A 21,528-nucleotide genomic window follows, 5' to 3' on the forward strand; every position below is an offset into this window, starting at 1 on the left:
ACTGCCCCCGTGTCCGAAGCCACCGTCGACGTTGCCGACCTGCGCCCCTCCGGGGGTCCCACCGACCCGGACGACCGCACCGACGAGCCCTTGCGGGCCGACATCCGACTGCTGGGCCGAGTGCTCGGGGAGGTGATCGGCGAGCAGGCCGGCGCCGAAGTCCTGGAGCTGGTCGAGGCCACCCGGGTCGAGGCCTTCCGGATCCGACGCTCCGAGGTGGGCCGCTCCGAGCTCGCCGACCGGCTGGCCCAGCTCGACCTGCACGAGGCCAACCACGTCGTCCGGGCGTTCAGCCACTTCTCGCTGCTGGCCAACATCGCCGAGGACGTGCACCACGAGCGCCGCCGCCGGCACCACCGGCGGGAGGGCTCACCCCCGCAGAAGGGGAGCCTGGCGGCGTCGCTGGACCTGCTGGACGAGGCCGGCCTGGACGGCGACACGGTGGCCCGGGAACTGGCCGGTGCGCTCGTCGTCCCGGTGGTCACCGCGCACCCGACCGAGGTGCGCCGCCGCACGATCTCCCAGGTGCAGCAGCAGGTCACCGACCTGATCCGGCAGCGCGACAACGCCGGGCCGTACGGGATCGACGCGCGGGCCTGGTCGGCGCACCTGTCCCGCGAGGTGCTCACCCTCTGGCAGACGGCGCTGCTCCGGCTGTCCCGGCTGCGGCTGGCCGACGAGATCGACGAGGCGCTGCGGTACTACGACCTGTCGCTGTTCGAGGTCGTCCCGGCGATCAACACCGAGCTCCGCCAGGCCCTGCGTGAGCGCTGGCCGGACGCCGACCTGCTGGCCACCCCGATGCTGCAGCCGGGTTCCTGGATCGGCGGGGACCGGGACGGCAACCCGTTCGTCACCGCCGACGCCGTCCGCCGGGCGACCACCCGGCAGGCCGAGACGGCGCTGCGCCACCACCTCGCCGAGCTGATCTGCCTGGCCGACGAGCTGTCGATGTCCGACCGGCTGGTGACGCCCACCGACGAGGTCTACGCGCTGGCCGAGGCCTCCGGCGACGACTCCCCGTTCCGCGGCGACGAGCCCTACCGGCGGGCGCTGCGCGGGGTGTACCGACGGCTGGCCGCGACCGCGCGGCGGGTCCTGGGCTCGGTGCCGGGGGAGGAGCCGGACGTCGAGCTGCCGCCCTACGAGCTGCCCGAGGAGCTGATCGCCGACCTGGCGACGGTCGACGCCTCGCTGCGCAGCCACGGGGCGGGTGCGCTGGCCGACGACCGACTGGCCCGGCTGCGCGACGCGGTGGAGGTCTTCGGCTTCCACCTGTGCGGGCTGGACATGCGGCAGAACTCCGCGGTGCACGAAGAGGTGCTGGGCGAGCTGCTGGCCTGGGCCGGGGTGTGCGACGACTACGCCGCACTCGACGAGGCGGCCCGGGTCGAGCTGCTCACCGGCGAGCTGCAGCTGCGCCGGCCGCTGGTGCGCCCCGGCGCCGCGCTCTCCGAGCTGGCCCGCGGTGAGCTGGACCTGCTGGTGGCGGCCGCCGAGCAGGTGGCGCTGCTCGGCCCGCGGGCGATCCCGAACTACGTGATCAGCATGTGCGAGTCGGTCAGCGACGTGCTGGAGGTCGCCGTCCTGCTCAAGGAGGTCGGGCTGCTCGACCCGGGCGCCCTGACTCCGGACGGTGGGGTCGGTCCCACCTGCTCCGTGGGCATCTCCCCGCTGTTCGAGACGATCGGCGACCTCCAGGCCGCCGGCACGATCCTGGGCGCGATGCTGGACCAGCCGCTGTACCGGGCGCTGGTGGCCAACCGCGGCGACGCCCAGGAGGTGATGCTCGGCTACAGCGACAGCAACAAGGACGGCGGCTACCTGGCCGCCAACTGGGCGCTGTACCGGGCCGAGCTGGCGCTGGTCGAGGTCGCCCGCGCCAACGGCATCCGGCTGCGGCTGTTCCACGGTCGCGGCGGCACCGTCGGCCGGGGCGGCGGCCCCAGCTACGAGGCGATCCGGGCCCAGCCGCCCGGCTCGGTCGCCGGGGCGCTGCGGATCACCGAGCAGGGCGAGGTGATCGCGGCCAAGTACGCCTCACCCGACCTGGCCCGCCGGAACCTGGAGGCGCTGGTCGCGGCCACCCTGGAGTCGACGCTGCTGGACATCGAGGGGCTGGGCACCGACGCGGAGGACGCCTACACGCTGCTCGACGACCTGGCGGCCCGGGCGCAGGGCGCCTACCGGGCGCTGGTGCACGAGACGCCCGGCTTCGTCGAGTGGTTCCGCGCCGCGACCCCGATCCGGGAGCTGGCCGAGCTGAACATCGGCAGCCGGCCGCCGTCCCGCAAGGCCGGCGACAAGATCGCGGACCTGCGGGCGATCCCGTGGGTGTTCAGCTGGTCGCAGGCCCGGATCATGCTGCCCGGCTGGTACGGCACCGGGACGGCCCTGGAGTCATGGGTCGACGGGGACCCCGGCCGGCTGGCCCAGCTGCAGGACCTGCACGCGCGGTGGCCGTTCTTCCGCACCGTGCTGTCCAACATGGGCATGGTGCTGGCCAAGACCGACCTGGAGCTGGCCGCCCGCTACGCCGAGCTGGTGCCCGACGCGGAGCTGCGCGACCGGGTGTTCAGCCAGATCACCGCCGAGCACGAGCGGACGGTGCGGATGCTGCTGGCGGTCACCGGCGACGCGGAGCTGCTGGCCGACAACCCGTCCCTGGCCCGGTCGATCCGCAACCGGTTCCCCTACCTGGAGCCGCTGCACCACCTGCAGGTGGAGATGCTGCGCCGTCGCCGGGAGGGGGACGACGACGAGCTGGTGCGCCGGTGCATCCAGCTGTCGGTCAACGGCGTCGCCACCGCCCTGCGCAACTCCGGCTGATGTGCGCTGACGGCGGGTTCCATCTCCGGAACCCGCCGTCAGCGCACAGTGCTCAGGAGCGGGCGGCCTCGATGGCGGCGGCCAGCCGGCGCACGCCCTCGTCGACGTCGCCGGGCTGCACCGCCGAGTAGGCGAGCCGGAAGCTGTTGTGCCCGCCCTCGAGCAGGAAGTCGGTGCCGGGCACGATCGCCACCCCGCGGGCGGCGGCCTCGGCGGTGATCCGTGCGACGTCGTGGCCCTCGCCCTCGGGCAGCGACACCCACAGGAAGTACCCGCCCTCGGGACGGCGGAAGGTCGCCTGCGGCAGGTGCTCGCGCAGCGCGTCGTCCAGCAGCCCGACCCGCTCGGCCAGCGCCGACTTCACCCGCTCCAGCGCGGCCGGGAACCGCTCGCCCTGCAGGTAGGCGTACACCGTGCCCTGGGCGACCATGTTCGGCGCGATGTAGGTGTTCGTGGCCCGGACCTGGATCTTCTTGATCAGCACCGGCGGCCCGACCAGGTAGCCCACGCGGATGCCCGGGCAGACCGTCTTGGAGAACGACGAGGCGTAGACGACGTGCTCGCTGGCCGCGCCCCCGTCCAGCTCCAGCATCCGCGGCAGCGGCTCCCCGCTGAACCGGATGTCGACGTACGGGTCGTCCTCGAACAGCACGAAGTCGTGCTCGCGGGCCAGCTCCAACAGCCGCTCGCGCTTGGCCAGCGAGAGCGTGTAGCCGGCCGGGTTCTGGAAGTTGGGGATGACGTGCGCCAGCGTCGGCCGCAGCCCACCGTCCAGCAGCGCGGCGAGCTCGTCGACGGAGATGCCGTCCTCCTCCAGCGTCACCAGGTGCACGTCGGCGCCGCGGTTGCGCAGCCCGAGCAGGGTGCGGTCGTAGGTGGGCCGTTCGGTCACCACCGCGGCGCCCGGCGTGGCCAGCTCGTCGAAGAGGAAGGCGTCGGCCTGCATCGAGCCGTTGGTCACCAGCACGTGCTCGACCGGGACGCCGTGCTTCTCGGCGATCCACTTCCGCAGCGGCACGTAGCCGACCGCCGTCCCGTAGCCGGTCATCCCGGCCGGGTCGGAGTCGAACGCGGCGACGGCGGCCTGCTTGAGGCCCTCGACGTCGACGATGTCGGTCGACGGGGCGCCGCGGGCGAAGGAGATCATCGTGGTGGCGGGCGAGGTCTGTGCTGAGCCGGTCACGCGACCGAGTCTGCCGTACCGCGCCACCCCCGGCTCAGCCCTCCTGCGCCGCCGCGGCGGCCCGGACGGCGTCCAGCAGCTGCTGCCGGTCGTGCAGCGTGGTGCGGGCCCGGCCGTGCACCGCGCCCAGGGCGATCTCGGCGGCGTCGATCGCCCGCCAGTCGGCCAGCAGCACCGGGTGCCCGCCCCGGGCGAGCAGGGTGTCGACCCAGTCGTCGTCCCCACCGGGCCACAGCACCCCGGATGCGACGTCGGCCAGCATCGAGGCGACGGTCTCCCGGGCGTCGTGCTTGTTGGTGCCGACGACGCCGGTCGGCCCGCGTTTGATCCACCCGGCCACGTACTCGCCACGGCTGACCTCGCCGTCCCGGACCACCCGGCCGGCGTCGTGCGGCACCGTGCCGCCGTCCAGCGGCAGGCCAGGCAGCGCGTGCCCGCGGTAGCCGACCGAGCGCACCACCAGGTCGGCCGCGACGACGTCGAGCTCGCCGGTGCCCACCGCCCGGCCGTCCGCGTCGACCCGGGTGCGCTCCACCTCCACCCCGATGACCCGGTCGGTGCCGAGCAGCCGCACCGGGCGGGCGTGGAAGCGCAGCCGCACGCTGACCGTGCCGTCCACGGTCTGGTGGCCGGCGTAGTCGGCGAGTGCGGCGAGGTTGCGGGCGACGTGCCGGTCCTCCGCGGCCAGGGCGGCGTCCCCGGCATCGGTGAGGTCGGCCGGGTCGACGAGCACCGTCGCCGCGGCCAGGTGGCCCAGCTCGCGCAGTTCCTGGGTGGTGAAGCTGGCCTGGGCCGGGCCGCGGCGGCCGAGCACGGTGATCCGCTCGACCGGTGCGGCGGCCAGGGTGTCGAGCACGTGGTGCGGCATGTCGGTGGGGTGCAGCTCGGCGGGGGAGCGAGCCAGCACCCGGGCCACGTCGAGGGCCACGTTGCCCACGCCGACCACCACGACGTCCCGGGCCCGCGCCACCAGCTCCTCGACCCGCGCCCGGTCGGCGTCGGGGTGCCCGCAGTACCAGGCGACGACGTCGGTGGCGGCCAGGCTGCCGGGCAGCTCCTCGCCGGGGATGCCCAGCGCGCGGTCACCGGCCGCGCCGTAGGTGTAGACGACGGCGTCGACGTGGGCGCGCAGGTCCGCCAGCGACAGGTCGGTGCCGATCTCCACGTTGCCGACGAAGCGCACCCGCTCGTGGTCCAGGGTGTGGTGCAGCGTCTCGCGCAGCGCCCGCATCTTCAGGTGGTCCGGGGCGATGCCGTGCCGCACCAGGCCGAACGGGGTGGGCAGCCGGTCGATCAGGTCGACGGCGACCGGGACGTCGTCCTGCCCGGCGAGCGCGTCGGCGGCGTAGATGCCGGCCGGGCCTGCCCCCACCACCGCGACGCGCAGCGGTCGTCCGGGCACCGATGGGTTGGGCACCGCTGGTTCGGCCACGCCCGCATCGTCGTCCCGTTGGCGGGTAGGCGCCAGGGTGAACCCGGGCAGCCGTGCCCGGTCACCGCTGAGGAGATCTGCGTGTCCATCACGATCGTCGCCACCATCTCGCCCAAGCCCGGCCGGGCCGACGCCGTCCGGGAGGCGTTCACCGCGGCGATCCCGAAGGTGCACGAGGAGTCCGGCTGCGAGCTCTACGCGCTGCACGAGGACGGCTACGGCTTCGTGATGATCGAGCGCTGGGCCACCCAGGACGACGTCAAGGCCCACGGGGCGGGCGAGACGTTCAACCAGCTCACCGAGAGCGTCAAAGACGACCTGACCGAGCCGATCGGCGTCCGGCTGCTGCAGGCGGTGCCCGCCGGCGACGACGCCAAGGGCGCCCTCTAGGCCGCGTGGCAGCTGGCCGGCACCCCCGGCGGAGGGGTGCCGGCGCGTCACGTCCTGAGCGTGCGAACGGCGTCCGTGTGCCGGGCTGCATCGGTCACGTCCAGCAGCGCAGGCCCGGGGGTGCCCTGGGCGCGCCACGCGCTCGGCGAGGTGCCCATGACCCGCTTGAACGCGTTGGAGAAGGCGGCGTCGGAGCCATAGCCCCAGGCGGCGCCCACCGCGGACACGGTGGCCGTCCCGCGCTGCAGGTCCCTGCCGGCGGCGTGCATGCGGAGCCGCAGCAGGTGGTCCAGTGGGGGAGCGCCGACCAGCGTGCGGAAGCGGACGGCGAAGGCCGAGCGGGACATCGTCGCCGTCCTGGCCAGCTCCGGCACCGTCCACCGCCGGGCCGGGTCCTCGTGCATGAGCCGGAGCACCGTGCCGATCCGGTCGTCGGCGAGGGCGGCCAGCCAGCCGTGCACGCGGCCGTCCTCGGCGTCCGCCGCGGCGCGCAGGGCCTCGACGAAGACCACCTGGCCGAGCAGCTCGGTGAGCAGTGACGCCCCGAGCCGCCGGCCCGCGGTCTCGTGGGCGAAGAGGTCCAGGGCAGCGCGCAGCGGTGCCGCGTGCTCGCCGTCGCCCGCCACGACCACCAGGGGCGGCAGGACGTCGAGGAGCAACCGGGCGCTGCGGTCGTCGAACACGAAGCGCCCGCCGGTCAGCACGACGTCCTCGCCGGTCCCGACCCGCGCTCGGCCGTCGACCGCCTCGCCGAAAACGGGGAGCCCGTCGACCGGCTCCAGCCCAGGCGCGGAGGCCACCGCGTAGCCCGTGCCGGTGGTGAGCACGAAGCAGTCGCCGGCGACGAGGTGCTGCTCGACGCCGTCCGGCCCGACCCGCAACCAGGCCTCGCCACGGTGCACGGCGCCGAACTTCACGTGCCTGACGCCGGGGAACGACAGCGCCCACGTGCCGCCGGCCTCGAGCCGGGACGACACCGCGCTCTGCACGGTGAGCAACTCGATGACGCGGGACAGCGGGTCCATCCATCGAGAGTATCGGGAAAGAAGAAGGGCTGATCTGTCATGGATGCGTCGACCGAGCGGCCCTAGCGTCGTTGGCATGACAGGGATCGACGGCAAGGTCGTGGCCATCACCGGCGCCAGCAGCGGGATCGGGGAGGCGACCGCGTTGCTGCTCGCCGAGCGCGGCGCCCGGGTCGCGCTCGGCGCGCGGCGGGCCGACCGCCTCGCCGAGGTGGCCGGCCGGATCACCCGGGCCGGCGGCGAGGTCGTGCACGTTCCGACCGACGTGCGCAGGCGTGCTGACCTCACCGCGCTGGTCGCGGCGGCCGAGGAGCGGTGGGGCCGGCTGGACGTTCTCGTCGCCAATGCGGGTGTCGCGCACGTCGCGCTGCTGGACGACCTCGACGTCGACGGCTGGGAGGAGATGGTCGACGTCAACCTCAAGGGCATGCTCTTCGGTGTCGCGGCGGCGCTGCCGGTCTTCCGTCGGCAGGGCCACGGGCAGTTCGTGACCGTGGTGTCGACGTCCGGGCTCCAGATCACCCCGGCCCAGGCCGTCTACGCCGCGACGAAGAACGCCGTCCGAACCTTCTCCGAGGCGCTGCGGCAGGAGGCCGGTGGTGCGCTGCGGGTCTCGACCGTGTCACCCGGTTTCGTGGACACCGACTTCGCGGCCGCGATGCGGGACCTCGAGATCCGCGAGCAGCTGCTCGCCCGGCGCGACGCGATCGCGATCCCGCCGGCGGCCATCGCCCGGGCCATCGCCTACGCCATCGAGCAGCCCGACGACGTGGACGTCAACGAGATCGTCGTCCGCCCCACTGCTCAGGCCTAGCGGAGTGGACCGGTCGACGTCACGTCGGCGGACCCGCCCGTTCACACCGCCTGGCAGGTGGGGCACCAGAAGAGGTTGCGGCCGACCATGACCTCGGTGCGCACCTCGGTGCCGCAGATCCGGCAGGGCAGCCCGGCGCGCCGGTAGACGTAGTGCGCGTCGTCCCGGAGCGCCGGGCCGCGCCGGCGCTCGCGGTCGGCGCGCTCGGTGGTGACGATCCGCCCGGCCTTGACCCCGGCCTTCATCAGCGGCACCAGGTCGGCCCACAACCGGTCCCAGAGCTCGGCGTCGACGTCCCGGCCCAGCCGGAATGGGCTCAGCCGCTGCCGGAACAGGACCTCCGCCCGGTAGACGTTCCCGACGCCGGCGAGCACGGCCTGGTCCATGAGCAGTTGGCCGATGGTGGTCCGGCTGCGGGAGATGCGGGCGAACGCCTTGGCCGGGTCCGACCGCCGGCGCAGCGGGTCCGGGCCCAGCCGGTCGAGGATCAGCTGCACCTCGCCGTCGGTGATCAGGTCGCAGGCGGTGGCGCCGCGCAGGTCGGTCCACACGCCCTCGCCGTCCTCGCCCGGGCCCTCCCAGCGCATCCGCAGCGCGCCCCGGGGCGCGGGTGGCAGCCCGGTGCCGGCGGTGAACTTGCCGTAGAGGCCCAGGTGGACGTGGACGACGTCCGGGCCGAAGAAGGCGAACAGGTGCTTGCCGTAGGAGGTGACCTCGTCGAGCACCCGGCCGTCGAGCAGCTCGGCCTGCCCGGCGAAGCGGCCCTGTGGGCTGGTCACGTGCACCTCGCGGCCGGCGAACGCGGCCTGCTGCTCGCGGGCCAACCGGAACAGGGTGTGGCCCTCAGGCACCGACGATCACGCCGTCCAGCTTCACCCGCGCCGGCGTCGTCCGCCACGACGGGCCCCGTGACCCAGCCGACACTGCTTGTCCCGGCCCGCCTGCAGGGGCCCGCTGCGAGCTCGCGAGCAGTGGGGGGCAGGCGGGTCCTTCCTCAGCGGGCGCGGAGGGCGGCGTAGCGGTCCAGGGACACCTGGCGTTCGTGGGCGTGGTCGACGATCGGCTCCGGGTAGCCGGCCGGGCCGCCGCCGGGCGCCGTCCACGGCTCGTGCACGTGCTTCGGGTCGAGGTCGCGCAGCTCGGGCACCCAGCGCTTCACGTAGCTGCCGTCCGGGTCGAACTTCTTGCCCTGGGTGATCGGGTTGAACACCCGGTAGTACGGCGAGGCGTCGGTGCCGGTTCCGGCCACCCACTGCCAGCCGTGGTTGTTGCTGGCCAGGTCGCCGTCGACGAGGTGCTGCATGAAGTACCGCGCTCCGTGGGTCCACTCCTGGTGCAGGTCCTTGACCAGGAAGGAGGCGACGATCATCCGCACCCGGTTGTGCACGTAGGCCTCACCGAGCAGCTGCCGCATCCCGGCGTCGACGATCGGGAAGCCGGTGCGGCCGGTCTCCCAGGCGCGCACCAGCTCCTCGGCGTCCGGGCCGGAGTCGTAGCCCATGCCCTGGAGTTCGGGCTTGAGGTACTCGCGGGCGGAGTCGGGCCGGTGCCACAGGACGTCGGCGTAGAAGTCGCGCCAGGCGAGCTCGTCGGTGTAGCGCCGCACCGACTCCGAGCCCTCCTCGGCGGCCAGGTCGGCGAGCAGCGTGCGCGGGTGGATGCAGCCGTACTTCAGGTAGGCCGACAACCGGCTCGTCCCGTTGGTCGCCGGGCGGTCGCGCCCCTCGTCGTAGCCGAGCAGCCGTTCGTCGCGGAACCGGTGCCAGGCCTCCAGGGCCGCGGCCTCGCCGGCGGCGGGCAGCTGGACGTCGTCCAGGGCCGGTCGCGGTGGGCGGTCGTCGGAGCGGACGTCGCGCTGCCACGGGACCTGGTCCGGGCGGACGGCGGGGGAGTGCCAGCCGTGCTCCCGCCAGGCGCGGGCGAACGGGGTGAACACCTGGAACGGCGTGCCGTCCCGCTTGACCACCCGCCCGGGGGCGACCGCGTACGGCGAGCCGGTGCGCACCAGTGGGACGTCGCCCAGCGCCCGCTCGACCGCCTGGTCCCGGCGCCGTCCGTACGGGCCGGCGTCGGCGGTGACGTGCACGCTCACCGCGCCCAGCTCTGCCACCAGCCGGGGGAGGACGGCGGCCGGGTCGCCGGTGCGCGTGACGAGGGCGCCGCCGGTGGCGGTGTCGAGCTCGGCGAGGCAGTCGAGCAGGAACCGCCGGCGCGGCTCGCCCGAGGGGCCGTAGAGCCGGTCGTCGAAGACGAAGACGGGGACGACGCTGCCCTGGGGCCCGGCGGCGTCGACGGCGGCGAGCAGGGCCGGGTGGTCGTCCAGACGCAGGTCGCGGCGGAACCAGAGCAGCGCGGTGGGCACCCGACCGAGCCTAGGAAGCCCCGACCGCTGCCGCTGGGTGATCAGCGGCTGGGTGGCTCAGCTGTGGGCGGGCGCCAGGCCGAAGGTGGGTCGGTCGGCCTCGGCGACGAGGTCGAGCTGCTCGGGGTGGTCGACCAGGTACTTGCGGATGAACGAGCAGTAGGGGAGCACGTGCAGGCCCCGCTCGCGCGCGGCGGTGAGGACGGTGGCCACCAGCTGGGTGCCCAGACCCCGACCGCCCATCGTCGGGTCGATCTCGGTGTGCGGCAGGGTCATCACGCCCTGGTCGACGTGGTAGCTGGCCAGGCCGACGACGCGCTCGCCGTCCCGGATCTCGAAGCGGCCCCGCTCGGGGACGTCGACGACCGTGATCTCCATCTGTGCTCTCCACCTTCCGCGCCTCGGCGCCGTTGCCGGGGCTCGTGCGTGCCGAGACAAGGTAACGGTTGCGACACCGTGCCGCCCGCATCTCTCCCGACGAGTCGGGGGCCCAGGTCGTTCCCTGGTGCGGCTCCGCCTCGGTCGCCGTCTTGGTGACTGCCCGTGGCCAGCCGCTTCCGAATTGGCCCGATCAGACTGCTGCATGGAGATCTCATGACGATCTCATGACATTCCTGCACTTCACTGGGGGCGGGCTCTGCATGCCCGGTCACACGGACATACCCGCAGCCCAGCGCGGTGACACGTCCATCAGGACGCGGATCTCCGTCGGTTCGCGGAATTGTCTCTGTGCTCTTCGACACCCCGGGCGCGTCACGACCCCATAACGGAATTGCACGATCGACTGAATGCGCCATTCCGCCGCCCAATTCACTGTTAGCGTCCTGTTCTGAGATGGGAGCGGGTCCGCCTGCCCCCACCCCGGCTCGCCGCCCGGCGCACTGCAGAGTGCGCGCCGACGCCCCTGGCGTCGTGGACGGCGAGCCGCACCCGCGCCCCGTGGCGCCCGCCCCAGGGGCGGTGCGCCCGGTGGGACGACACGGCCGGTGAGGCTGCTCCTCGGAGCGGCGTGCCCGCGCTCGTCGTGCCGCCCGGCCCGGGGCCGTGTCCGCCGACGAGAGGTTGCCCGTGCCCGCAGTACACGCCGAGGGGTTGTTCAAGGTCTTCGGCCGGCGCACCGCCGAGGCGGTCGACCGGCTCCGGGACGGCGCCTCTGTCGCAGAGGTGCGGGACCGAGGCGCCACCCCGGCCGTCATCGACGTCAGCTTCACCGTCGAGCCGGGCGAGATCTTCGTGGTCATGGGGCTGTCCGGCTCGGGCAAGTCGACGCTGCTGCGGATGCTCAACGGGCTGCTGGAGGTCACTGCCGGCACCGTGCACGTGGGTGAGGCCGAGCTGACCGCGCTGGACGACAAGGCGCTGCGCCGGCTCCGGCAGGAGCAGATGAGCATGGTGTTCCAGCACTTCGCGCTCTTCCCGCACCGCAGCGTGCTGGACAACGCCGCCTACGCCCTCGAGGTGCGCGGCGTCGACCGCGCCACCCGCCGGGCCAAGGCGCAGGAGGCCCTCGCGCTCGTCGGCCTGGACCAGTGGGCCGACCAGAGGCCCGGGCAGCTTTCCGGCGGCATGAAGCAACGCGTCGGCCTGGCCCGCGCCCTCGCCGCCGACACCGACCTGCTGCTGATGGACGAGGCGTTCAGCGCGCTGGACCCGCTGATCCGCCGCGAGATGCAGGACCAGCTGCTGGAGCTGCAAGCCTCGCTGGGCAAGACGATCATCTTCATCACCCACGACCTCAACGAGGCCATGCGCCTCGGTGACCGGATCGCGATCATGCGCGACGGCCGCGTCGTGCAGATCGGCACGCCCGACCAGATCCTCGAGACCCCGGCCGACGACTACGTCCGCCAGTTCCTCGCCGACGTCGACCGTGGGCGGGTGTTCACCGCCCGGCACGTGATGGTCGAGGCACCCACCCTGGTCTCCCCGACGGCTGCGCCCGCACAGGTGTTGCAGGCGATGCAGGACCACCGCTCCGGTTCCGTGCTCGTCGGGGACGGCGACGGCCGGGTGGCCGGCGTGGCCACCGAGGACGCCGTCCGGGCCGCCGTCGCGGCGGGGGCGCCGTCGCTGGCCGGCCTCGCCCTGCTGCCCCCGGTCGACGTCCGGGCGACGACGACGCTGAGCGAGCTGCTCGCCCCCGCCGCCCAGGACGAGGTGCCGGTGACCGTCGTGGACGACGCCGGCCGGCTGCTCGGGGTGGTGCCCCGAGGCGCGGTCCTGGCCGCACTGGGGGGCGTGCCGCGCCCCGCCCCGTCCATCTCGCCGGCACCGGCCGACCCGGTGGGCGCGACCGCCGTGACGACGAAGGAGGCCGTCCGTGGCTGAGACCGTGCTCCGGGCCGCCGAGGACGGCGCCCTGCCGCAGATCCCGGTGGGCGACTGGATCGACACCGGCTTCGACTGGGTCACCGACAACTTCTCCCCGGTCTTCGACGTGATCAGCGCTGGCACCGAGGCCGGGGTGGAGGGGCTGCGCGACGCGCTGCTGTTCCCCCCGCCGGTCCTGTTCGCCGTGCTGCTGGCCGTGCTCGGCGGCGTGGTGCGGTCGGTGCGCTTCGCCGTCGTCTCCTTGCTGGGGCTGCTGCTGCTGATCAGCATGCGGATGTGGGAGCCGGCCATGGCCACCCTGGCCCTGGTCCTGGTGTCCGCGGTCATCGCGGTGGCGATCGGGATCCCGATCGGGATCGCGGCTGCGAAGAGCGACCGGGTCAGCGCGGCGCTGCGGCCGGTGCTCGACTTCATGCAGACGATGCCGGCCTTCGTCTACCTCGTGCCCGCGGTGACGTTCTTCGGCATCGGCCTCGTCCCGGGCGTCGTCACCACGATCATCTTCGCCATGCCGCCGGGGGTCCGGCTGACCGAGCTGGGCATCCGGCAGGTCGACCCGGAGCTGGTGGAGGCCGGGCACGCCTTCGGCAGCCCGCCCGGCCGGATCCTCCGCGGCATCCAGTTGCCGCTGGCCCTGCCGACGATCATGGCCGGGGTCAACCAGGTGATCATGCTGGCGCTGTCCATGGCGGTCATCGCCGGGCTGATCGGCGCGGCCGGCCTCGGCGGCGTCGTCGTCACCAGCATCTCCCGGCTCGACGTCGGGCTGGGCTTCGAGGGCGGCCTGTCGGTCGTCATCCTCGCCATCTACCTCGACCGGCTGACCAGCGCCTTCGGTCAGCGGCGGGGGCGACTGTCCGGCATCCCGTCCTTCCTCAGCCGCGGCGGCACGGTCGGCAAGGCCGGCCTGGGCGCCAGCAGCCGGTCCGCCGATGCGGTCATGCCCGTCGGCGCCGACCAGAACTCACCGAACCGACCTGCCCGGTAGCCGACCGGCGCGGCCCTCCCGGGCCGTCGCCGCGGAGCCGGAGCACCAACGGTGCGCGGGGCAGTCGACCGCCGCCAGATGTAGGAGAGGAACGACCGCATGAACAAGCACCTGACCACCCGAGGCGCACGTCTGGCCGCCGGCCTCGCCGCCGTCGCACTCACCGCCACCGCCTGCGGTGGGGACGCCGAGGAGGACACCACCGCCGCCGGCGGAGCGTCGGCCGGCGGTGACTGCGAGACCGTCAACCTGGGCTTCATCCCCTCCTGGACCGACGGCCTGAGCATGGCCCACCTGTGGGACGGCGTCCTCGGCGAGCAGGGCATCGAGGTCGAGATGACCGAGATCTCCGAGGCGGCTCCGCTGTACGCCGGCCTGGCCGGGGGCGACGTCGACGTCTACCCGTCCGCCTGGTCCGAGGTCACCCACTCGGCCTACATGGAGGAGTACGGCGACCAGCTCGAGGACCTCGGTGCCTGGTACGAGGGCGCCAAGCTGACCTTCGCCGTCCCGGAGTACACCGACATCGAGTCGATCGCCGACCTGACCGGCAACGCCGAGATGTTCGACGGCCGGATCGTCGGCATCGAGCCCGGTGCCGGCCTCACCGCCACCACCAAGGACAGCGTCATGCCGACCTACGGGCTGGAGGAGGACTACACGCTCGTCGAGTCCTCCACCACCGCGATGCTGGCCGAGCTGCAGGCGGCGACCGACGCCAACGAGGACATCGTCGTCACCCTGTGGCGTCCGTTCTGGGCCAACAGCGAGTTCCCGGTCAAGGACCTCGCCGACCCGGAAGGCGCCCTGGGCGACTCCGAGGGCCTGCACACGCTGGCCCGTGAGGGCTTCGCGGCCGACTGCGCCGACGTGGCGTCGATGATGGAGAACGCGACCCTCACCGACGAGCAGTACGGCTCGCTGGAGAACATGGTCGTCAACGAGTACGGCGAGGGCCGGTACGACGAGGCCGTCGACGCCTGGCTCGAGGAGAACCCGGACTTCATGGAGTCCCTGCAGGCCTGATCGGTGCGCATCGGCGCTCGTTGAGCGACCGGAGCACACACCCGAGGGGCCCGACGGCGCGTGCCGTCGGGCCCCTCGGTCGTCCGATACCCTCTCGTCGGCAACCGGGCTGCGCGCAGCGGCCCGGTGGTGGTGCAGCCGCACCGCCGCAGCCCCCGTAGCTCAGGGGATAGAGCATCGGTTTCCTAAACCGTGTGCCGCAGGTTCGAATCCTGCCGGGGGCACCAGCTGGTCACTGCAGTTCGACGAAGCGCTCCACGTCGGTCGGCCGGCCGGCGATGACGATCTCGGCGCCGTAGGTGAGCACGGTGTCGTAGTCGGCGTGGGTGTAGCTCGCCGTGTTCTCCGGTTTCACCGACACCACGGTGACGTAATGCTTCTTCCGCAGGCCGGTCTGGCCGAGCGGGACGCCGACGATCTCCCTCGGCGGCTTGGTCTTGGCGAACACCCACTGCGGGTCCAGCTCCACCCAGTCCAGCAGCCGGCCGGCGACCAGGTGCGCGATCCGCTCGCCCATCTCCTGCTCGGGGAAGACGACGTGGTGGGCGCCGATGCGGCTCAGGATGGTCGCCTGCTGCCGGGTCACGGCCTTGGCCCAGATGGTGGGGATCTCGAGCTCGGACAGCAGCGCGGTGGTGAGGATGCTGGCCTCGAGGTGGCCGCCGATGGCCACGACGACGCGGCTGAAGTCGGCGATGCCGATCTCGCTCAGTGCGTCCGCGTCGGTGGTGTCGGCGATGACCACCTGACCCAGCTGCCCGGACAGCCGCTGCACGATGTCGGGCCGGTTGTCCACGGCGAGCACCTCGGTTCCGCCGCGGGCCAGTTCGAGGGCGAGTGCAGTGCCGAACCGACCCAGGCCGAGCACGGCGACGGGGTCCTTGTGGTTAGCCAACGATGGTCCTCTCCTCGGGGAGCTGGTGCCGGCGGGCGCGGTCGCGGAGCGCGAGCCCCGACGCCAGGGTGAGCGGCCCGATCCGGCCGATGTACATGAGCAGCACGAGCAGCACCTGCCCGGCCGGCGGGATGTCGGCGGTGATGCCGGTGGACAGGCCGACGGTGGAGAAGGCCGAGACGACCTCGAAGAGCACCACGTCGAAGCTGAAGTCGGTGAGGGCCTCCATGACGAACGTGGAGACGGCGACCACGCCGATGCCGAGCAGGGCGATCGCCAGCGCCTGGCGCTGGTTGGTGCTCGGCACCCGGCGACGGCCGACCTCGACGTCGGGGTCGCCGCGCATCTCCGCCCACAGGACGTAGGCCAGCAGGCCGAAGGTGGTGACCTTGATGCCGCCGGCGGTCCCGGCGCTGCCGCCGCCGATGAACATGAGCGCGTCGGTGAGCAGCAGCGTCTCGGGCTGGTAGGCGGCGATGTCGAGGTTGTTGAACCCGGCGGTGCGCGGCATCACCGCCGCGGTGAACGCGGCCAGCAACGTCGCGCCGGCGCCCAGTGGGCCGAGGGTCCCGGGGTTGTCGCCCTCGGCGATCAGGAACAGCAGGGTCCCGCCGACGAGCAGGACGACGGTGACGATGACGGTGATCCGGGTGAGCACCGACCAGCTCTTCGGCGACCGCCACTCGCGGACCAGCTCGAAGACCACCGGGAAGCCCAGGCCGCCGATGATGATCGCCACGCAGATGGTCAGGCTGATCCACGGGTCGGCCACGTACTGCACGAGGCTGTCGGCGTTGAGCCCGAAGCCGGCGTTGTTGAACGCCGAGACGGCGTGGAACACACCCGAGTAGGCCGCCGACGACAGCGGCTGGTCGTAGCCGGTGGCGAACCGGATCCCGAGCACGACGGCGACCACGGCCTCGACGCCGAGGCTGAAAAGCACCACCCGGCGGATGACCCGGCGGACGTCCGCGGCGGACAGCGCCTTGGTCTCCGCCTGGGCGATCAGCCGGGCCCGGAGCCCCAGTCGGCGGGACAGCACCACCGCGAGCAGGGTGGCCAGCGTCATGATCCCGAGGCCGCCGGCCTGGATGAGCAGCAGGATCACCGCCTGGCCGAAGCCCGACCAGTAGGTGCCGGTGTCGACGGTGACCAGCCCGGTGACGCACACCGCGGACGTGGCGTGGAACAGCGCGGTGAGGAAGTCGGCACGACCGGGGCCGGCGACGGCGATGGGCAGCGACAGCAGCGCGGTGCCGACGGCGACGGCCACGGCGAAGGCGCCGGCGATGACCCGGCCCGGGTGGTGGAAGCCGCGCGCGGGGGTCGGGCGGCCGGCGGGGCTGCGGATGCCCTGCGTCACCGCAGGCCCGTCGGGCGGGCACAGCGGCGGGCGAGCACGGCGACACGGTGCCACACCGCCCCGGCTCTCCGGCTGTGGAAGGCCGAGCCACGCCACCCGCCGGTCGTGTCGCTCGCCGGGGCGCGGGCGACACTGGGGGACATGACCGCTGCTGATGCCGGGCCGCGGGCCGACCAGAGCCCTCGCCCCCTGACCGACGAGGCGCGCGAACTGCTCGACGCCCTCCTCGCCCACGACTTCCTCGGCGTCGCCGAGCTGCGAGCCCAGGTCGGGCGGGCGACCTCGACGCCGGGCTGCCGCTGCGGGTGCGGGACCCTCGACCTGCAGGTGCCCGACGACGTGCCGGCCGCGCCGGCCAGCGGTCCGGCGCCGGTCGAGGGCACCGTCGTCGGTGCCGACGGGTCGCCGGTGGGCGGGGTGCTCCTCTTCGTCGAGGACGGCCGGCTGAGCCGGCTGGACGTCACCTCCCACGGCGACCCGCTCCCACTGCCCTCTCCGGACCAGGTCACCTGGGGCCCCACCCGGTGGGCGCGCGAGGACACCGTGCGACGGCCCGCCCGGTTCCGCCGGGGCCAGCCCGGCTGAGGGCAGCTCCCGCGGGTACCGGGGCGCCCATGGCACGCAGCGCCGCGGTCGCGGCCGCCGACCAGTGGACCGACCCCGATGACGGGATCAGGTACCCCGCCGGTGAGGTGCACGCCTGGCTGCCGGGGCGCAACGAGACGGCCTGCGGGTTGTCGCTGAGCAGGTCCCGGCTCGCCCGGTTCCCGCACGTCAGCTGGGCCGACGTACAGCCGGAGTCCGGCCGGCACGCGGAGGGCGTGCAGGCCGTCTGCCGGCGCTGCCGCGCGGCCCAGGGCGCCCGCCGGGACGACCGCGGCTGGACGCGGAGCAATCCCCGCCCCTGACGGTCGCGGGGCCTTGACCCCGTCCTCCGTAAGCCGTAGCTTACGTTCGTGCCTGCTTACCAAACGCGTGACGGCTGGGAGGCGTTGGGTGATCCCACCCGGCGCGCGATCGTGGCCTCGCTCGCCGAGCGGCCGCAGGCCGTCGGCGAGCTCGCCGACGTGCTGCCGATCAGTCGGCCGGCCGTGTCCCAGCACCTCAGGGTGCTGAAGGACGCCGGGCTCGTCACCGACCGCGCAGTCGGCACCCGCCGGGTCTACCGGCTCAGCCCCGAGGGCCTCGGTGCCCTCCGGGACCAGCTCGACACGTTCTGGCAGCGGGCCCTCGACGGCTACCAGGACGTCGCCGAGCCGGACGTCACCGCACGACCGACACAGGAGCAGCCATGACCGAGACAGCCGCACTCGTGGTCCGCCGGCAGATCGTCGTCCACGCCCCGATCGACCGGGCCTTCGCGACGTTCACCGAGCGGTTCGGCGACTTCAAGCCGCCGGAGCACAACCTGCTCGGGGTGCCGATCGCCGAGACCGTCTTCGACCCGGAGGTCGGCGGCCACATCACCGATCGGGGCGTCGACGGCAGCGAGTGCCGCTGGGCGCGCGTGCTGGCCTTCGACCCGCCGGACCGCGTCGTCTTCAGCTGGGACATCAGCCCGCAGTGGCAGGTAGAGACGGACCCCGAGCACACCAGTGAGGTCGAGGTCCGGTTCATCGCCGAAGGTCCTCAGCTGACCCGGGTGGAGCTGGAGCACCGCCACCTCGACCGGCACGGCGATGGCTGGCAGGCCGTCCGGGACGGGGTGGCCGACGACGCCGGCTGGCCGCTGTACCTGTCCCGGTACGCCGACCTGCTCCGCTGAGGCGGACGGCCGGTTCCCTGTCACCGGCCGGCCGCAGGTAGCTTAGGCAAGCCTCAGCACGCCTCCGGTGTGTGTGCGTCCTCCTGACAGCAGGTCAGGCCGCGCACCCGGACCATCGACAGGGACCCACGATCATGCGCACGTCCTCCAGCCGGGCGGGCCTCGCCATCGCCGCCGTTCTCGCGCTCACCGCCTGTGGCGCCTCCGAGGTGGTCCCGGAGGCCGAGGTCGCGAGCGGGGGCGAGAACGCCACCGACTACCCGCTGGTGGTCGACAACTGCGGCGAGTCGATGACGTTCGAGGCCGCGCCGCAGCGGGTCGTCTCGCTCGACCAGGGCTCGACGGAGATCCTCCTCGCGCTCGGCCTGGGCGACCGGGTGGTCGGCACCGCGTCCTGGACCGACCCGGTCCTGCCCGAGCTCGCCGAGGCCAACGCCTCGGTGCCGCGGCTGGCCGACAACGCGCCCAGCTACGAGGTGCTGCTCGACGCCGATCCCGACTTGGTGACCGCCTCCTTCGCCCGGCACTACCGCACCGGCGGCGTGGTCGAGCGGGAGCGGCTGGCGGAGACCGGCGTCGACGCCTACCTGTCGCCGGCCGACTGCGAGGGCGAGCTGCTCATCAACGGGGGCGGCACCCGCACCCGGCCGCTGGAGATCGATTCCGTGTACCAGGAGATCCGTGAGCTGGCGGAGATCTTCGACGTCTCGTCCCGCGGGGACGAGCTCATCGCCGACCTGCAGGAGCGCGCGGGCGCCGCGACCGACCGGATCGAGGCCAGCGACCGCACGATCGCCTTCTGGTTCGCCGACACCAAGTCCCCCTACGTGGCCGGAGGCCTCGGCGGGGCGAACCTGCTGGCCACCGCCGTGGGTGCGGAGAACGTCTTCGCGGACCTGGACGACGACTGGACCGCGGTCGGGTGGGAGACCGTGGTCGAGCGGGACCCGGACGTGCTGGTCCTGGGCGACCTGCAGCGCGACCGGTTCCCCGGTGACCGGCTGGCGGACAAGAAGGAGTTCCTGGCCTCCGATCCGCTGACCAGCACGATGCAGGCCGTCCAGGAGGAGGACTACATCGCGCTGCACGGTGCCGAGATGAACCCCTCCATCCGCTTCGTCGACGCGCTGGAGAAGCTGGCCGACGGCCTGGACGAGATCGGGCAGGCACCCTGACCGCCGTGACCACCCCCGTCACGGACGGGGTCGGGAGCGGGTCCGGGACGTCCCCCGGGAGCACACTGCGGGTGGTGCTGCTGCTGGTCGGCGGGGTCGTCGCGGTGGCCCTGTCGGTGGGTGCCGCGATCACGCTCGGGCCGGCGGACGTCTCGCTGGTGAACGTCCGCGACGTGCTGCTCAACCACCTCGGGCTCGCCGACATCCCGGTCCGGGTGGTCAAGGACGCGATCGTCTGGGAGGAGCGGCTGCCCCGCGCGCTCACCGCGGCGGCGGCCGGCGCCGGCCTGGGGATCTGCGGTGCGGTGATGCAGTCGCTGCTGCGCAACCCGCTGGCCGACCCCTTCCTGCTGGGGATCTCCTCGGGCGCCTCCACCGGTGCGGTGGTGATCGGCGTCCTCGGGGTCGGCGGGTCCGTGATCGGCCTGTCCGGCGGGGCCTTCATCGGTGCCCTGCTGGCCTTCGCCCTGGTCATGCTGCTGGCCCGGCTGGCCGGCGGCGGCACCGACCGGGTGATCCTGGCCGGCGTGGCCAGCACGCAGCTGTTCTCCGCGCTGACCTCCTTCGTCATCTTCGCCTTCGCCGACGCCGACGAGACCCGCGGCGTGATGTTCTGGCTGCTGGGGTCGCTGGAGGGTGTCCGCTGGGACGACGTCGTGCTGTGCGCCGTCGTCGTCGCCGTGGGCATCGCGCTGTGCCTGGCCTACTCCCACGCGCTGGACGCCTTCTCCTTCGGCGACGAGATCGCGGCCTCGCTGGGCATCGCGGTGGCCCGCGTGCGGCTCGGCCTGCTGGTGCTCACCGCGCTCATCACCGCGACGCTGGTGAGCGTCACCGGCGCCATCGGCTTCGTCGGCCTGGTGCTCCCGCACGCAGCGCGGTTCCTCTTCGGGCCCCGGCACGCCGGGTTGATCCCGGCCACCGCACTGATCGGCGCCGTCTTCATGGTGTGGGTCGACGCCGTCTCCCGGGTGGCGTTCCAGCCCACGCCGTTGCCGGTCGGGGTCGGGACGGCGCTGGTGGGCGTGCCGGCCTTCGTGCTGATCCTGGTGCGGAAGCGGCGGGGCCAGTGACCCTCCAGGCGGACCGGGTCGTCTGGCACCGCGGCGGCAGGCTCGTCGTCGACGAGGTCACCCTGCGCCCGGCTCCCGGGACGACGATCGGGCTGCTGGGGCCGAACGGCTCGGGCAAGTCCTCCCTGCTCCGACTGCTCAACGGCACCGCCAGGCCCGAGTCCGGGGTCGTCACCCTCGACGGCGCCGAGCTCAGCTCCCTCGCCCGGCGCGACATCGCCCGGGCCGTGGCCGTGGTGAGCCAGCACGCCGACACCGACGTCGACATCCGCGTCCGGGACGTCGTGCGGCTCGGCCGGATCCCGCACCGCGGCTCCTTCGGCACCGCCTCGGCGACCCGCGACGAGGAGGCTGTCGCCGAGGCGCTGCGGCACACCGGGCTGACCGACAAGGCCGACCAGCGCTGGCACACCCTCTCCGGCGGAGAGCGGCAGCGCGCCCACATCGCCCGCGCGCTGGCCCAGGAACCGCGCGAGCTGCTGCTGGACGAGCCGACCAACCACCTGGACATCCGCCACCAGCTGGAGCTGCTGTCGCTGGTCTCGCGGCTGCCGGTCACCAGCGTCATCGCCCTGCACGACCTCAACCTCGCGGCGACCTTCTGCGACGAGGTGATCATCCTGGAGCGCGGTCGGGCGGTGGCCGCTGGGCCGCCGAGGGAGGTGCTCACCGCGGAGCTCATCGCGCGGGTCTACGGCGTGCGGGCCCGGGTGGGCGTGGACGAGCGGGGACGGCTCACCGTGCTGTTCGAGCCCGGCCCGCTCGAGTCCTCGGACGAGCTGACCCCGGAGGACGCACCACCTGCCTGGTGACCCGGCGTCACCGGCCAGAAGATCGTCCACATGAAAGTGCTCAAGCAGTCCGTTCACCCGGTCGA

At 73.4% G+C, this 21,528-nt stretch carries 21 protein-coding genes and 1 tRNA gene; 14 read left to right on the plus strand and 8 right to left on the minus strand.

From position 1 onward, the window contains the following. Positions 1 to 9: 9 nt before the first annotated feature. Positions 10 to 2,829, plus strand: a complete 2,820-nt coding sequence (ppc, locus tag O2W53_RS02880; protein WP_269161530.1) for a phosphoenolpyruvate carboxylase — start codon at positions 10 to 12, stop codon at positions 2,827 to 2,829. Positions 2,830 to 2,881: 52 nt separating this feature from the next. Here ppc and O2W53_RS02885 read toward each other — a convergent pair whose 3' ends face one another. Together O2W53_RS02885 and O2W53_RS02890 are read right to left on the minus strand one after the other, a co-directional pair. Continuing rightward, positions 2,882 to 4,012, minus strand: coding sequence for an aminotransferase-like domain-containing protein (locus O2W53_RS02885; RefSeq protein WP_269161531.1), 1,131 nt, complete (start codon positions 4,010 to 4,012; stop codon positions 2,882 to 2,884). Positions 4,013 to 4,046: 34 nt separating this feature from the next. Next, entirely contained in the window at positions 4,047 to 5,444 is a 1,398-nt protein-coding gene (locus tag O2W53_RS02890; protein WP_269161532.1) for an FAD-dependent oxidoreductase, read from the minus strand. Positions 5,445 to 5,525: 81 nt separating this feature from the next. Here O2W53_RS02890 and O2W53_RS02895 point away from each other — a divergent pair, with 81 nt between their 5' ends. Next, positions 5,526 to 5,834: a putative quinol monooxygenase gene (locus tag O2W53_RS02895; protein ID WP_269161533.1), complete on the plus strand. Its 309-nt coding sequence runs from the start codon at positions 5,526 to 5,528 to the stop codon at positions 5,832 to 5,834. A 47-nt stretch (positions 5,835 to 5,881) separates the two neighbouring features. On the opposite strand, the gene O2W53_RS02900 is transcribed toward O2W53_RS02895, so the two are convergent. Next, positions 5,882 to 6,859: an AraC family transcriptional regulator gene (locus O2W53_RS02900; RefSeq protein WP_269161534.1), complete on the minus strand. Its 978-nt coding sequence runs from the start codon at positions 6,857 to 6,859 to the stop codon at positions 5,882 to 5,884. A gap of 76 nt (positions 6,860 to 6,935) precedes the next feature. On the opposite strand from O2W53_RS02900, the gene O2W53_RS02905 reads away from it, so the two are divergent. Further along, positions 6,936 to 7,673 (plus strand): SDR family oxidoreductase, encoded by a 738-nt coding sequence (locus O2W53_RS02905; RefSeq protein WP_269161535.1) that lies wholly within the window; start codon positions 6,936 to 6,938, stop codon positions 7,671 to 7,673. Between the two features lie 41 nt (positions 7,674 to 7,714). On the opposite strand, the gene O2W53_RS02910 is transcribed toward O2W53_RS02905, so the two are convergent. From O2W53_RS02910 to O2W53_RS02920, 3 genes are all read right to left on the minus strand, one after another. Beyond that, entirely contained in the window at positions 7,715 to 8,524 is an 810-nt protein-coding gene (locus O2W53_RS02910; RefSeq protein WP_269161536.1) for an Fpg/Nei family DNA glycosylase, read from the minus strand. Positions 8,525 to 8,667: 143 nt separating this feature from the next. After that, on the minus strand, positions 8,668 to 10,035 hold the full coding sequence (locus O2W53_RS02915; RefSeq protein ID WP_269161537.1) for a cryptochrome/photolyase family protein: 1,368 nt from the start codon (positions 10,033 to 10,035) through the stop codon (positions 8,668 to 8,670). Positions 10,036 to 10,092: 57 nt separating this feature from the next. Further along, complete coding sequence (locus tag O2W53_RS02920; protein ID WP_269161538.1) at positions 10,093 to 10,413, minus strand: GNAT family N-acetyltransferase; 321 nt, start codon at positions 10,411 to 10,413, stop codon at positions 10,093 to 10,095. A 690-nt stretch (positions 10,414 to 11,103) separates the two neighbouring features. Here O2W53_RS02920 and O2W53_RS02925 point away from each other — a divergent pair. From O2W53_RS02925 to O2W53_RS02940, 4 genes are all read left to right on the plus strand, one after another. Next, the gene (locus O2W53_RS02925; RefSeq protein WP_269161539.1) at positions 11,104 to 12,363 is read left to right on the plus strand and encodes a quaternary amine ABC transporter ATP-binding protein; all 1,260 of its coding nucleotides are present in this window, start codon (positions 11,104 to 11,106) and stop codon (positions 12,361 to 12,363) included. Beyond that, on the plus strand, positions 12,356 to 13,354 hold the full coding sequence (locus tag O2W53_RS02930) for an ABC transporter permease (protein WP_269161540.1): 999 nt from the start codon (positions 12,356 to 12,358) through the stop codon (positions 13,352 to 13,354). The genes O2W53_RS02925 and O2W53_RS02930 overlap by 8 nt, the downstream gene beginning before the upstream one ends. 99 nt (positions 13,355 to 13,453) lie before the next feature. Beyond that, the gene (locus tag O2W53_RS02935; protein ID WP_269161541.1) at positions 13,454 to 14,380 is read left to right on the plus strand and encodes a glycine betaine ABC transporter substrate-binding protein; all 927 of its coding nucleotides are present in this window, start codon (positions 13,454 to 13,456) and stop codon (positions 14,378 to 14,380) included. Between the two features lie 151 nt (positions 14,381 to 14,531). Beyond that, a tRNA-Arg gene (locus tag O2W53_RS02940) sits at positions 14,532 to 14,607 on the plus strand. Between the two features lie 5 nt (positions 14,608 to 14,612). Here the strand turns inward: O2W53_RS02940 and O2W53_RS02945 are convergent. Together O2W53_RS02945 and O2W53_RS02950 are read right to left on the minus strand one after the other, a co-directional pair. Then, positions 14,613 to 15,275 (minus strand): potassium channel family protein, encoded by a 663-nt coding sequence (locus O2W53_RS02945; protein WP_269161542.1) that lies wholly within the window; start codon positions 15,273 to 15,275, stop codon positions 14,613 to 14,615. After that, positions 15,268 to 16,638, minus strand: coding sequence for a TrkH family potassium uptake protein (locus tag O2W53_RS02950; RefSeq protein WP_269161543.1), 1,371 nt, complete (start codon positions 16,636 to 16,638; stop codon positions 15,268 to 15,270). Before O2W53_RS02950 ends, O2W53_RS02945 begins: the two co-directional genes overlap by 8 nt. A gap of 141 nt (positions 16,639 to 16,779) precedes the next feature. Here O2W53_RS02950 and O2W53_RS02955 point away from each other — a divergent pair, with 141 nt between their 5' ends. The 7 genes from O2W53_RS02955 (at position 16,780) to O2W53_RS02985 (ending at position 21,463) form a co-directional block, all read left to right on the plus strand. Continuing rightward, on the plus strand, positions 16,780 to 17,223 hold the full coding sequence (locus tag O2W53_RS02955; RefSeq protein WP_269161544.1) for a hypothetical protein: 444 nt from the start codon (positions 16,780 to 16,782) through the stop codon (positions 17,221 to 17,223). A 29-nt stretch (positions 17,224 to 17,252) separates the two neighbouring features. Next, a complete protein-coding gene (locus O2W53_RS02960; RefSeq protein WP_269161545.1) occupies positions 17,253 to 17,546 on the plus strand; it encodes a hypothetical protein in 294 nt (97 codons plus the stop codon). Positions 17,547 to 17,594: 48 nt separating this feature from the next. Continuing rightward, entirely contained in the window at positions 17,595 to 17,933 is a 339-nt protein-coding gene (locus O2W53_RS02965; RefSeq protein ID WP_269161546.1) for an ArsR/SmtB family transcription factor, read from the plus strand. Next, positions 17,930 to 18,403 carry an SRPBCC family protein gene (locus O2W53_RS02970; protein WP_269161547.1) on the plus strand — a complete coding sequence of 158 codons (474 nt, stop codon included), beginning with the start codon at positions 17,930 to 17,932 and terminating at the stop codon, positions 18,401 to 18,403. The genes O2W53_RS02965 and O2W53_RS02970 overlap by 4 nt, the downstream gene beginning before the upstream one ends. A 134-nt stretch (positions 18,404 to 18,537) precedes the next feature. Then, positions 18,538 to 19,578 (plus strand): ABC transporter substrate-binding protein, encoded by a 1,041-nt coding sequence (locus tag O2W53_RS02975; protein ID WP_269161548.1) that lies wholly within the window; start codon positions 18,538 to 18,540, stop codon positions 19,576 to 19,578. 5 nt (positions 19,579 to 19,583) lie between these two features. Beyond that, complete coding sequence (locus O2W53_RS02980) at positions 19,584 to 20,651, plus strand: FecCD family ABC transporter permease (RefSeq protein ID WP_269161549.1); 1,068 nt, start codon at positions 19,584 to 19,586, stop codon at positions 20,649 to 20,651. Beyond that, positions 20,648 to 21,463 carry an ABC transporter ATP-binding protein gene (locus O2W53_RS02985; protein WP_269161550.1) on the plus strand — a complete coding sequence of 272 codons (816 nt, stop codon included), beginning with the start codon at positions 20,648 to 20,650 and terminating at the stop codon, positions 21,461 to 21,463. The genes O2W53_RS02980 and O2W53_RS02985 overlap by 4 nt, the downstream gene beginning before the upstream one ends. The last annotated feature ends 65 nt before the right edge of the window (positions 21,464 to 21,528 follow it).

The sequence above is a fragment of the Modestobacter sp. VKM Ac-2978 genome, from assembly GCF_026968025.1.
Taxonomy (GTDB): domain Bacteria; phylum Actinomycetota; class Actinomycetes; order Mycobacteriales; family Geodermatophilaceae; genus Modestobacter.